This window comes from Mesorhizobium sp. P3_A9, from assembly GCF_056402975.1.
Genome location: NZ_JBFUGJ010000012.1, coordinates 1 through 12,490, shown reverse-complemented (window position 1 = coordinate 12,490; position 12,490 = coordinate 1). Strand labels below are relative to the sequence as shown.

The 12,490-nt window shown below is 62.7% G+C and carries 11 protein-coding genes and 1 pseudogene; all 12 read left to right on the top strand.

Going from position 1 to position 12,490, the window contains the following annotated elements:
- Nucleotides 1-151 precede the first annotated feature (151 nt).
- Nucleotides 152-691: a protease inhibitor Inh/omp19 family protein gene (locus AC1DX0_RS03930; RefSeq protein WP_172222184.1), complete on the top strand. Its 540-nt coding sequence runs from the start codon at nucleotides 152-154 to the stop codon at nucleotides 689-691.
- 82 nt (nucleotides 692-773) lie between these two features.
- Complete coding sequence (zapE, locus tag AC1DX0_RS03925; RefSeq protein WP_477354286.1) at nucleotides 774-1,988, top strand: cell division protein ZapE; 1,215 nt, start codon at nucleotides 774-776, stop codon at nucleotides 1,986-1,988.
- The gene (locus tag AC1DX0_RS03920; protein WP_477224385.1) at nucleotides 1,985-2,836 is read left to right on the top strand and encodes an ADP-ribosylglycohydrolase family protein; all 852 of its coding nucleotides are present in this window, start codon (nucleotides 1,985-1,987) and stop codon (nucleotides 2,834-2,836) included. Before zapE ends, AC1DX0_RS03920 begins: the two co-directional genes overlap by 4 nt.
- Before the next feature lie 331 nt (nucleotides 2,837-3,167).
- Entirely contained in the window at nucleotides 3,168-4,136 is a 969-nt protein-coding gene (mdh, locus tag AC1DX0_RS03915; RefSeq protein ID WP_477354283.1) for a malate dehydrogenase, read from the top strand.
- Nucleotides 4,137-4,183: 47 nt separating this feature from the next.
- Nucleotides 4,184-5,377: an ADP-forming succinate--CoA ligase subunit beta gene (sucC, locus tag AC1DX0_RS03910; RefSeq protein WP_477224383.1), complete on the top strand. Its 1,194-nt coding sequence runs from the start codon at nucleotides 4,184-4,186 to the stop codon at nucleotides 5,375-5,377.
- A 4-nt stretch (nucleotides 5,378-5,381) separates the two neighbouring features.
- A complete protein-coding gene (locus AC1DX0_RS03905) occupies nucleotides 5,382-5,753 on the top strand; it encodes a cupin domain-containing protein (protein ID WP_477354280.1) in 372 nt (123 codons plus the stop codon).
- Between the two features lie 2 nt (nucleotides 5,754-5,755).
- Complete coding sequence (locus AC1DX0_RS03900; RefSeq protein WP_477224381.1) at nucleotides 5,756-6,253, top strand: DUF1579 family protein; 498 nt, start codon at nucleotides 5,756-5,758, stop codon at nucleotides 6,251-6,253.
- Between the two features lie 12 nt (nucleotides 6,254-6,265).
- Nucleotides 6,266-7,168 (top strand): succinate--CoA ligase subunit alpha, encoded by a 903-nt coding sequence (gene sucD, locus AC1DX0_RS03895; RefSeq protein ID WP_477354277.1) that lies wholly within the window; start codon nucleotides 6,266-6,268, stop codon nucleotides 7,166-7,168.
- A gap of 149 nt (nucleotides 7,169-7,317) precedes the next feature.
- Nucleotides 7,318-10,305: a 2-oxoglutarate dehydrogenase E1 component gene (locus AC1DX0_RS03890; protein ID WP_477354274.1), complete on the top strand. Its 2,988-nt coding sequence runs from the start codon at nucleotides 7,318-7,320 to the stop codon at nucleotides 10,303-10,305.
- 51 nt (nucleotides 10,306-10,356) lie between these two features.
- Entirely contained in the window at nucleotides 10,357-11,646 is a 1,290-nt protein-coding gene (gene odhB / locus AC1DX0_RS03885; RefSeq protein ID WP_477224378.1) for a 2-oxoglutarate dehydrogenase complex dihydrolipoyllysine-residue succinyltransferase, read from the top strand.
- A gap of 10 nt (nucleotides 11,647-11,656) precedes the next feature.
- Nucleotides 11,657-12,238, top strand: coding sequence for a hypothetical protein (locus AC1DX0_RS03880; protein WP_477224377.1), 582 nt, complete (start codon nucleotides 11,657-11,659; stop codon nucleotides 12,236-12,238).
- Nucleotides 12,239-12,240: 2 nt separating this feature from the next.
- A pseudogene (locus tag AC1DX0_RS03875) lies at nucleotides 12,241-12,490 on the top strand (hypothetical protein); the annotation flags it as partial.

Below are 12,490 nucleotides of genomic sequence, written 5' to 3'. Positions count from 1 at the left end.
TTTGGCCGGATGATTGCGATAAATTTGCAACAATTCTTGCCGCAAACCCTATTTTAACCATATCAGGTTGAAATTTCGCCACCTTCTCCATCTTGGTGGAGGTGAGATTGCGCGGACGGCATCCCCCCAGCCGGATCCGACGGAGGTTGGAATGAATTTTTCGAAAAGCGGCCTTGTGGCCGTATCGCTGGCTGCGCTCGTTGCGAGTGGCTGCTCGACCACACGCTTCTCGTCGATGGACGACCAGCAGCCCGCGCCGCTGCCCGCGGCTCCGGCCGGCCAAGTGAGTTCCAACCAGCTGCCGCCGCCGGCCTCGCCCGGCACCACCGACCCGTCGCAATTCCCGACCGCACCGGCAAACACGCAGGTTGCGTCCTTGCCGCCGGACGGCTCGGCGCCCGCCGGTGCCTCGGATCTCAGCGCGGCTGCCGTCGCCGGCGTCTGGAACGCCAGCGTTTCCGGCCAGAGCTGCAAGATTGCGACGCCGCAGACCAAGTTCGGCGCCGGCTTCCGTGCCGGGCCGCTGCATTGCCCAGCCCCGATCGACGGCATCAAGTCGTGGAACGTCGCCGGCAAGCAGCTGACGCTTTATGATGAGAATGGCGGCTCGCTGGCCCGGCTCTATTCCTCGGGCGGCTCGAAATTCGATGGCCAGACCTCCAGCGGTCAACCGATCTCGCTTACAAGGTAAGCTCGACCTCTCCAGTGCATGTCGCCCAAAACCGGTGCCCGGTTTGGGTCAACGACATGCATAAGAACAAACGACGTGACCGATGCATCTGCGTGACGGCCTCCAGACCCATGCGACCGTCAGGCAGCGCTACGACCATCTGGTGGACACCGGCGCGATCGAGCGCGATCCGGCGCAGGAACGCATCGCCGCCGCGCTCGACCGGCTGACATCGGAAATCTCGGCAAAACGGCTGGCGCACAAATCCAGTGCGCTGGGCTGGCTGTTTGCCCGCAAGCGCGAGACGCGGGAGATCGTCAAGGGCCTCTACATCCATGGCGGCGTCGGCCGCGGCAAGACCATGCTGATGGACATGTTCTTCGAGCTGCTGCCGGTTCGGCGCAAGCGCCGCGTCCATTTCAACGACTTCATGGCCGACGTGCAGGACCGCATCCAGAAGCACCGGCAGGCGCGCAAGGACGGCACGGTCAAGGAGGACGATCCGATCCCGCCGGTGGCAAAAGCCTTGGCCGAGCAGGCCTGGGTGCTGTGCTTCGACGAATTCTCGGTCACCGACATTGCCGATGCGATGATCCTGTCCAGACTGTTTTCGGCGCTGTTCACCAGCGGCGTCGTGCTTGTCGCCACCTCGAACGTGGCGCCGGAAGATCTCTATCGCGACGGGCTGAACCGCCAGCTGTTCCTGCCGTTCATCAGCATCTTGGAACGGCACGCGCAGGTGCTGTCGCTCGACAGCGACAAGGATTACCGGCTGGAAAAGCTCGCCCGCACGCCGGTCTATGTCATGCCAGTGGACGCGGCAGCCGACCGGGCGCTCGACGAGGCCTGGCGGACGATGACGCGCGGCGCGCCGACAGAAGCGACGTCGCTGACGCTGAAGGGAAGGCAAGTGGTGGTGCCGGCYGCCGCCGGYGMTGCGGCGCGGTTTTCCTTCGCCGATCTSTGYGAAAAGCCGCTCGGCGCGCGCGATTTCCTGGCGATCGCCGGGCGCTTCTCGACCATCTTCATCGATCACGTTCCGGTGCTGGGCGAAGGCAAGCGCAACGAGGCCAAGCGCTTCATCCTGCTGATCGACACGCTTTACGATCATCACGTGAGGCTGGTGGTGAGCGCCGAGGCGCCGCCGCAAGAGCTTTATGTGGCCAAGCGCGGCGTCGAGGTGTTCGAGTTCGAACGTACATCGTCACGCCTGATCGAGATGCAGAGCCGCGACTGGCTGGAGGACTGGGCGGAGCGGCGCAAGGCGAAGGCGGCGAAGGCATCCGACGAGCCGCGCGCCGGGCAGGCCGCGCAATGATCGACGGCAGGCGCGACCGGGCGATCGGTGCGCTTGTCGGCCTTGCGGTCGGAGACGCGGTGGGGACCACGCTGGAATTCGTCGAGCGCGACAGCTGTCCGCCGATCACAGATATGGTTGGCGGTGGTCGTTTCGGCCTGAAGTCTGGTCAATGGACCGACGACACTTCGATGGCGCTCTGTCTGGCCGATTCCCTGATTGCCAAAGACGGCGCAGTCGTGCCGCGCCATCTTCTGGCTTGCTTCGTCAACTGGTGGCGCCATGGGTTGAATTCGGTAACCGGCGCCTGCTTCGATATCGGCATGGCCACGTTCGTTGCACTGGACGCTTTCGAACGCAATGGCACGCTCGAAAACAATGCCGATCCCGAGCGCCAAGCCAACGGATCGATCATGCGGCTTGCGCCGGTGGCGTTGTGCGCCCGCTCCAGGAGCGAGGCGGTCACGCTTGCGCTGGCGCAAGGCAGGACGACGCACGCCGCGCCGGTACCGCAGCAATGCTGCGGGCGATTGGCGGCCTTTCTCTGGGAAATGATCGAGACAGGCATTCTGCCGCAAAATGTATCGGCGAAAGGCGACTGCGATCGTCGTGATGTGATCAGCTCCGGCCACGCCCCCGCGACGCTCGACGCTGCCTGCTGGTGCGTGGCGACGACCGGTGATTTCGGGTCAGCTGTGCTCAAGGCAGCCAATCTCGGCGACGATGCCGACACGGTCGGCGCTGTCACCGGGCAGCTTGCGGGCGCGCTCTATGGCCTGTCGGGAATTCCGTCGGACTGGCTGGAAAAGCTGGCCTGGCGCGACGACATAATTGGGCGGGCGGAGAAATTGTGGCATCTTCGGTCTTGATGCCGTCCGGGCTCACAGGCTCGTCGAACACATTCCCCGGAGACCTGCATCACAAGGGCGTCATCGCCTCTTCAAGCCTTCTGATTGCCACTCTAATTGTATAATGTCCAACAAGTCGGCTTACAAACTTTGACGTTTACGTAAATCCCAAACCATCTAACCGATTGAAAATGCTCACCCCAAAATAATCGTTTGAATTTATCTCGCACCGGGGCTATTGGGTGCGGCGAAATCTCGCGGGTTTCCGCTGCATTCCGGCCTCTTCCTCGACGCCGTCATCAAGTCGTCAAAGATTTGGGCGCAGTCACAGACAAAGGGAAAACATCCTCACATGGCACGCAACAAGATAGCGCTTATCGGCTCGGGCATGATCGGCGGCACACTGGCCCACATGATCGGCCTCAAGGACCTCGGCGACGTGGTGCTGTTCGATATTGCCGAGGGCATTCCGCAGGGCAAGGGGCTCGATATCGCGCAGTCGTCGCCGGTCGATGGTTTTGACTCGCGGCTGACCGGCGTCAATGACTATGCCGGGATCGAGGGTGCGGATGTCTGCATCGTCACCGCCGGCGTGCCGCGCAAGCCGGGCATGAGCCGCGACGACCTGCTGGGCATCAACCTCAAGGTCATGGAACAGGTCGGCGCCGGCCTGAAGAAGTATGCGCCGAAGGCTTTCGTCATCTGCATCACCAACCCGCTCGACGCCATGGTGTGGGCGCTGCAGAAGTTTTCCGGACTGCCCAAGACCCATGTAGTCGGCATGGCCGGCGTGCTCGACAGCGCGCGCTTCCGCTATTTCCTGGCCGAGGAATTCAAGGTTTCGGTCGAGGATGTCACCGCCTTCGTGCTCGGCGGCCACGGCGATTCCATGGTGCCGATGATCCGCTATTCGACGGTGTCGGGCATTCCGCTGCCCGACCTCGTCAAGATGGGCTGGACCTCGAAGGARARGCTCGACCAGATCGTGCAGCGCACCCGCGACGGCGGCGCCGAGATCGTCGGCCTGCTCAAGACTGGTTCGGCCTATTACGCGCCGGCCGCCTCGGCGATCCAGATGGCCGAAGCCTATCTCAAGGACAAGAAGCGCGTGCTGCCTTGCGCGGCGCACCTCTCCGGCCAGTATGGCGTCAAGGGCACCTATGTCGGCGTGCCCGTGGTGATCGGCGCCGGCGGCGTCGAACGCATCATCGAAATCGACCTCAACAAGGCCGAGCAGAAGATGTTCGACAGTTCGGTGGCGACCGTGCAGGGCCTGACCGAGGCCTGCGTCAAGATCGCGCCGCAGCTCGCCTCGAAGTGAACCTCGCCAAAAAACAACCCCGGCAAAAGACCTGGAGATAGTTCCCGATGAACATCCATGAATATCAAGGCAAGGCGCTGCTGAAGAGCTTTGGCGCGCCGGTGGCCGAAGGCGTGCCGGTGTTCAAGGCAAGCGAGGCCGAAGCCGCCGCCAAGGCGCTGCCCGGCCCGCTCTATGTGGTGAAGAGCCAGATCCATGCCGGCGGCCGCGGCAAGGGCAAATTCACTGAGCTTGGCCCCGACGCCAAGGGCGGTGTGCGGCTGGCGAAGTCTGTCGCCGACGTCGTCACCAATGCCAACGAGATGCTCGGCCACACGCTGGTGACCAAGCAGACCGGCCCGGCCGGCAAGCAGGTCAACCGCCTCTATATCGAGGACGGCGCCGACATCGAGCGCGAGCTCTATCTGTCGATCCTGGTCGACCGCTCGGTCGGCCGCGTCGCCTTTGTCGTCTCGACCGAAGGGGGCATGGACATCGAGGCGGTGGCGCATGACACGCCGGAAAAGATCATCACCGTGGCCATCGACCCGGAAAAGGGTGTCACATCGGCCGATCTGAAGGCGCTTAACGGTGCGCTGATGCTCGACGGTGACGCGGCCAAGGACGGCGATACGCTGTTTCCGATCCTCTACAAGGCCTTCGTCGAGAAGGACATGAGCCTGCTCGAGGTCAATCCGCTGATCGTCATGAAGAACGGCCGGCTGCGCGTGCTCGACGCGAAAGTGTCGTTCGACAACAATGCGCTGTTCCGCCATCCGGACGTGCTCGAACTGCGCGATACCACCGAAGAGGACGAGAAGGAGATCGAGGCGTCGAAATACGACCTCGCCTATGTCGCGCTCGACGGCAATATCGGCTGCATGGTCAACGGCGCCGGCCTCGCAATGGCGACGATGGACATCATCAAGCTCTATGGTGCCGAGCCCGCCAACTTCCTCGATGTCGGCGGTGGCGCGTCGAAGGAGAAGGTGACGGCGGCGTTCAAGATCATCACCAAGGATCCGGCTGTCAAAGGTATTTTGATCAACATCTTCGGCGGCATCATGAAGTGCGACATCATYGCCGAGGGCGTCATCGCCGCGGTCAAGGAAGTCGGCCTGAAGGTGCCGCTGGTGGTGCGTCTCGAAGGCACCAATGCCGAGCTCGGCAAGAAGATCATCAATGACAGCGGCCTCAACGTCGTGTCGGCCGATGACCTAGACGACGCAGCCAAGAAGATCGTGGCGGCGGTGAAGGGCTGAGCCTGTGCCTCCGTGCAAGATAAACCTCGTCGAGGCGGCGGACGCGAAGATCAGCAAGGTCTTCGATCCGCATATCGCCGGCGACGTGAACGACAGCCAGGCCAAGGTCGCCAAGTTCGGCGAGGCTTTCGACTGGCATGCGCATGAGCATGAGGACGAAGCCTTCCTCGTGCTGCGCGGGCGTATTGCCATCGATTTTCGCGATGGTCCGGTCGAGCTCGGCGAGGGCGATTTCATCGTCGTGCCGCGTGGCGTCGAGCATCGGCCGCGCTCGCTGACCGCAGAGCCCGTAGTGCTGATGTTCGAGCCGTCGACGACGCTCAACACCGGCAATGCCAAGAGCGACCTCACCGTCRCCGACCTGAAGCGGCTCTGACCATGAACGCTGCATCCTTCTCTTCGCTCTCGGCCGATCACCAGCGCCTGCAGGCGCTGGTCGGCGCGTGGCGCGGCGAGGAAGAGGTGGCGGACACACAATGGGCCGATGGCGGCCCGGCGACGTCCGAAGTGCTGGCAGAGGCTCAGTTCGGCGGCCTGTTCGTGGTGCAGCGCTATCGCCAGCGTCGCGACGGCACGATTTCCTTCGGCGCGCACAGCGTGTTCGGCTTCGACCAGCAGAACAGCCTCGTCACCATGCACCAGTTCGATTCGATGGGCTTTGTGCCGGCGTCGCCGGCCACGGGCAGCTGGAACGGCAGCGAGTTGGTCCTGAAGCGGTCGTCGCCGCGCGGGTCTGCCCGCGTGACGTATATTTTTGACGATGCCGACATCTACCGCATGCGACTGCATTTCAAACCTGCCGGCAGCGATGCCTGGCAAGACATGGTGAGCGGCGTCTACAAGCGCGTCTCGCCTTCCTCGATCAACGGTTTTTAGAAAAGGGCTCCGATGTCCATTCTCRTCGACAAGAACACCAAGGTGCTGGTGCAGGGCCTGACCGGCAAGACCGGTACGTTCCACACCGAACAGGCGCTGGCCTATCACGGCACCAAGATGGTGGGTGGCATCCACCCCAAGAAGGGTGGCGAGACCTGGACCGGGTCGAAGGGCGAGAGCCTGCCGATCTTCGCCACCGTCGCCGAAGGCAAGGAAAGGACCGGCGCCAATGCGTCCGTCGTCTACGTGCCGCCGGCGGGCGCCGCCGAAGCCATCCTGGAAGCGATCGAGGCGGAAATTCCGCTGATCATCTGCATCACCGAAGGCATTCCGGTGATGGACATGATCAAGGTCAAGGCGCGGCTCGACCGTTCGACCTCGCGGCTGATCGGCCCGAACTGCCCGGGCGTGCTCACCCCCAACGAATGCAAGATCGGCATCATGCCGGGCAGCATCTTCCGCAAGGGCTCGGTCGGCGTTGTTTCGCGCTCGGGAACGCTTACCTATGAGGCAGTCTTCCAGACCACCAATGTCGGGCTCGGCCAGACCACCGCCGTCGGCATTGGCGGCGACCCGGTCAAGGGCACCGAGTTCATCGATATGCTCGAGATGTTCCTCGCCGACGACGAGACCAAGTCGATCATCATGATCGGTGAGATCGGCGGTTCGGCCGAGGAAGACGCCGCGCAGTTCCTCAAGGACGAAGCCAAGCGTGGCCGCAAGAAGCCGATGGCCGGCTTCATCGCCGGACGCACGGCACCGGCCGGCCGCACCATGGGCCATGCGGGCGCGGTCATCTCCGGCGGCAAGGGCGGCGCGGAAGACAAGATCGCGGCGATGGAATCGGCCGGTATAAAAGTTTCGCCCTCGCCGGCACGTCTCGGCACGACGCTGGTCGAGGCGATCAAGGGTTAAGGCAGTAAGGGAGTAGGGCAGTATGGCAGTAGGGGAATAGGAAGAACGGAACGAGCGGCGGCAACGCCACTTTCCCACTGACCTATTGCCTTACTGCCCTACTCCCCTCCAAACGCAAGGAGACGGAGCCAGGGCTCCGCAGGCAAAAAATGGCAAGACAAGATCAGGCCAACGACCAGTTTTCGCTYACCTCTTTCCTSTAYGGCGGCAAYGCCGAYTAYATCGASGCGYTGYAYGCCKCCTATGAGGAYGATCCGGARTCGGTMAAYCCCGARTGGCAGGASTTCTTCKCKGSGCTGAAGGACGATGCCGGCGATGTGCGCAGGAACGCCAAGGGCGCTTCCTGGGCGAAACCCTCCTGGCCGCTGCAGGCCAATGGCGAACTGGTGTCGGCGCTCGACGGCAATTGGGGCGTCGTCGAAAAGCACCTGGAAAAGAAGGTCAAGGACAAGGCGGTCACCAACGGCGTCGTGCTCTCCGATGCCGACGTGCACCAGGCGACGCGCGACTCCGTGCGCGCCATCATGATGATCCGCGCCTACCGCATGCGCGGCCATCTGCATGCCAATCTCGATCCGCTCGGCATCGCCAAGCCGCTCGAGGATTACAACGAATTGTCGCCCGAGAATTACGGCTTCACCGAAGCCGACTACGACCGGCCGATCTTCCTCGACAATGTGCTGGGGCTCGAATTCGGCTCCATCCGGCAGATGCTGGAGATCCTGACTCGCACCTATTGCTCGACGCTGGGCGTCGAGTTCATGCACATCTCCGATCCCGAGGAGAAGGCGTGGATCCAGGCGCGCATCGAAGGCGCCGACAAGGAGATCTCGTTTACCGCCACCGGCAAGAAGGCGATCCTCTCGAAGCTGGTCGAGGCGGAAGGCTTCGAGCAGTTCATCGACGTCAAGTACAAGGGCACCAAGCGCTTCGGCCTCGACGGCAGTGAAGCGCTGATCCCGGCGCTGGAGCAGATCGTCAAGCGCGGCGGCCAGCTCGGCATGAAGGAAATCGTGCTCGGCATGGCGCATCGCGGCCGGTTGAACGTGCTGTCCCAGGTGATGGCGAAGCCCCACCGCGCCATCTTCCACGAGTTCAAGGGCGGCTCGGCCGCACCCGACGAGGTCGAAGGCTCCGGCGACGTSAAGTACCATCTCGGCGCCTCGTCGGACCGCGAGTTCGACGGCAACAAGGTGCATYTGTCSYTGACCGCCAAYCCSTCGCATCTGGAAATCGTCGACCCGGTGGTGATGGGCAAGGCACGCGCCAAGCAGGACTATCTGTTCGGCCGCGGCCGCGAGGAGATCGTGCCGCTGGAAGAGCGGGCCAAGGTGCTGCCGCTGCTGTTGCACGGCGACGCCGCCTTCGCCGGCCAGGGCGTGATCGCCGAAATCCTCGGCCTGTCAGGCCTGCGCGGCCATCGCGTTGCCGGCACGCTGCATTTCATCATCAACAACCAGATCGGCTTCACCACCAATCCGCGCTTCTCGCGCTCGTCGCCCTATCCGTCCGATGTTGCCAAGATGATCGAGGCGCCGATCTTCCACGTCAATGGCGACGACCCGGAAGCCGTGGTGCATGCCACCAAGGTGGCGATTGAATTCCGCATGAAGTTCCACAAGCCGGTGGTCGTGGACATGTTCTGCTACCGCCGCTTCGGCCACAATGAGGGCGACGAACCGGCCTTCACCCAGCCGCTCATGTATCGCAACATCCGCACCCACAAGACGACGGTGCAGATCTATGGCGAGCGGCTGATCGCCGAGGGCCACATCAGCCAGGCCGAGCTCGACCAGATGAAGGCCGACTGGCGTGCGCATCTGGAATCAGAATGGGAAGTCGGCCAGCACTACAAGCCCAACAAGGCCGACTGGCTGGATGGCGCCTGGTCTGGCCTGCGCACGGCCGACAACCAGGACGAACAAAGGCGCGGCAAGACCGCCGTGCCGGTCAAGACGCTGAAGGAAATCGGCAAGAAGCTGACCGAGGTGCCGAAGGGTTTTGAGGCACACAAGACGATCATCCGCTTCCTCGAGAACCGTCGCGAGGCGATCGATTCGGGCGAAGGCATCGACTGGTCGACGGCCGAGGCGCTGGCTTTCGGCGCCATCCTGCTCGACGGAAATCCGATCCGCCTGTCGGGGCAGGATTCCGAACGCGGCACCTTCTCGCAACGCCATTCCGTGCTCTACGATCAGCGCGACGAGACCCGCTACATCCCGCTCAACAATCTATCGGCGGCACAAGCCGGCTACGAAGTCATCAACTCGATGCTGTCGGAAGAAGCGGTGCTGGGCTTCGAATATGGCTACAGCCTGGCCGAACCGAAGGCGCTGACCTTGTGGGAAGCGCAGTTCGGCGACTTCGCCAACGGCGCCCAGGTGGTGTTCGACCAGTTCATTTCCTCGGGCGAACGCAAGTGGCTCAGAATGTCGGGCTTGGTCTGCCTGCTGCCCCATGGCTATGAAGGCCAGGGTCCGGAACATTCCTCGGCCCGGCTGGAACGCTTCCTGCAGCTTTGCGCCGAAGACAATATGCAAGTGGCAAACTGCACCACGCCGGCCAACTACTTCCACATATTGCGCCGGCAGCTGAAGCGCGACTTCCGCAAGCCGCTGATCCTGATGACGCCGAAGTCGCTGCTGCGCCACAAGCGGGCGGTGTCGACGCTGCCGGAAATCTCTGGCGAAAGCTCGTTCCACCGGCTGCTGTGGGACGATGCCCAGCTGCTTTCCGGACAGGCGATCAAGCTGGTCAAGGATTCGAAGATCCGCCGCGTCGTGCTGTGCTCGGGCAAGGTCTATTACGACCTCTACGAGGAGCGCGAGAAGCGCGGCATCAACGACATCTACCTGCTGCGCGTCGAACAGCTCTATCCGTTCCCGGCCAAGGCGCTGATCACCGAACTGTCGCGTTTCCGCAACGCCGAGATGGTGTGGTGCCAGGAGGAGCCCAAGAACATGGGCGCCTGGTCGTTCATCGACCCGTATCTGGAATGGGTGCTGGCGCATATCGATGCCAAGCATCAGCGCGTCCGCTACACCGGCCGGCCGGCGGCGGCGTCGCCGGCGACCGGGTTGATGTCCAAGCACCTTGCCCAGCTCGCCGCCTTGCTCGAAGACGCGCTTGGCGAATAGAGCAGAATTGGGCGAATAAAGAACAGAACCGAAAGAAAACGGACAGGCACAATGGCTACCGAAATCCGCGTTCCCACTCTCGGCGAATCCGTCACCGAGGCGACCATCGGCAAATGGTTCAAGAAGGTCGGCGATGCCATTGCCGTCGACGAGCCGCTGGTCGAGCTCGAAACCGACAAGGTGACGGTTGAGGTTCCGGCCGCCGCTGCGGGCACGCTGAGCGAAATCACCGTCAAGGAAGGCGAAACGGTCGGCGTCGGCGCTCTGCTGGGTTCGATCTCGGCAGGCGGCGCTGCCGCCGCCCCGGCGACCAAGCCACAAGCGGTGTCGCAGGCCTCGTCGCCGGATGCGGCACAGACCACCAAGCAGGCCGCGGCCGAGACCGCCAAGATTGCCGGCGATGCCGGCGCGGTCGAGCCGCGCAGCATGCCGCCGGCGCCTGCGGCGGCCAAACTGATCGCCGAGAACAATCTCGCGGTCGACCAGCTTTCGGGTTCCGGCAAGCGCGGCCAAGTGCTGAAGGGCGACGTGCTCGACGCCATCTCCAAGGGCGCGCCATCGCAGCCGGCCGAGACGCCCAAGGCAGCGCCGGCACCGGCAGCACCGATTGCCGTGCGTGCGCCATCCTCGGGCGACGATGCTTCGCGCGAGGAGCGCGTGCGCATGACCAAGCTGCGCCAAACCATCGCGCGCCGGCTCAAGGAAGCGCAGTCGACCGCCGCGATGCTGACCACCTTCAACGAGGTCGACATGTCAGCGGTGATGGCGCTGCGGACCAAATACAAGGATGTGTTCGAGAAGAAGCACGGCGTRAAGCTCGGCTTCATGGGCTTCTTCACCAAGGCCGTMACSCAYGCGCTGAAGGAAATCCCGGCSGTCAAYGCCGAGATCGACGGCACCGACATCATCTACAAGAACTATGCCCATGTCGGCGTCGCYGTCGGCACCGAGAAGGGCCTSGTCGTGCCKGTGGTGCGCGATGCCGACCAGATGTCGATCGCCGAGATCGAGAAGGAGATCGGCCGCCTGGGCATCGCCGCGCGCGACGGCAAGCTGTCGGTCGCCGACATGCAGGGCGGCACGTTCACGATTTCCAATGGCGGCGTCTATGGCTCGCTGATGTCGACGCCGATCCTCAATGCGCCGCAGTCGGGCATTCTGGGCATGCACAAGATCCAGGACCGGCCCGTCGTGGTCGGCGGCCAGATCGTCATCCGGCCGATGATGTACCTGGCGCTCAGCTACGATCACCGCATCGTCGACGGCAAGGAAGCCGTGACCTTCCTGGTGCGGGTCAAGGAAAGCCTGGAGGATCCGGAACGGCTGGTACTTGATCTCTAAGGTTGGTTCGGTGGCTGAATCTGTCGAGCCAATCGATCTGTTCGAGCTTGTAACGACAGGCCGGGCGGGACCTTTGGAGCTCGGCAAAAGCAGCCGCGAAACGGTTCGAGACCTGATAGATCCGGAGGATCTGCGCGCCGATAATCATTTTCGCCACGGAGACACCGAGTCGGCGTGGTGCATCTACGGTGCGAATTGCGAGTTCTTCTTCAGTCCCGATTTTCGCTTGCGGTCGATTAGCGTAGAGCCCGTCTTCGGAAGATTGCAATCGAGTGGAACGACGGCGACCTGGTACGGCCATCTGGACGTCAATGTGGGGCGGCATCCCGTAACTTTTGCAGGCACAAAGCCGATAGCCATACATACTTTGCCCAAGGCACTGCAGTTTTTGAACAAGAGTGCATTCAAGTGGGCAATCGGCGGCGGTCGTGAACGTGACGTTCATATCGAGCTGGCGGAGAGTTCTCGCAGCTTGACGCTCAAATGCGAGGTGAACACCATTCCGGTCGATAGGGATGGAAACGTGGCATTCGAGATAGACTATTTTCTTTCGACAGTCTTCATTCTCGATCAAGCTGTTCAAGGCGGATAGCAGTGATGATCCGTTCCTTCTTGTCCAAAAGCCTCGCGACTGCATCGATAGCGGTCAGCGCGGCCATGGTCCCAGTGATCGCTTTCGCCGCCTGCCCGATCGAACTCGCTGTCTATGGCGACGCGCAAAGCGGCAGCGAGATCGATTTTACGCCGACCGGCCCATCGGCTGTTGTCACCAACAGCTTCCGCATGATCCTCGACAACAATGTGGTGCTGAACGGCATCGTGATGTGGAGCTCAGGTGAAGCGC

Coding starts and splice junctions, on each gene's coding strand:
- AC1DX0_RS03930 (WP_172222184.1), top strand. CDS start 152: ATGAATTTTTCGAAAAGCGGCCTTGTGGCCGTATCGCTGGCTGCGCTC.
- AC1DX0_RS03920 (WP_477224385.1), top strand. CDS start 1,985: ATGATCGACGGCAGGCGCGACCGGGCGATCGGTGCGCTTGTCGGCCTT.
- AC1DX0_RS03900 (WP_477224381.1), top strand. CDS start 5,756: ATGAACGCTGCATCCTTCTCTTCGCTCTCGGCCGATCACCAGCGCCTG.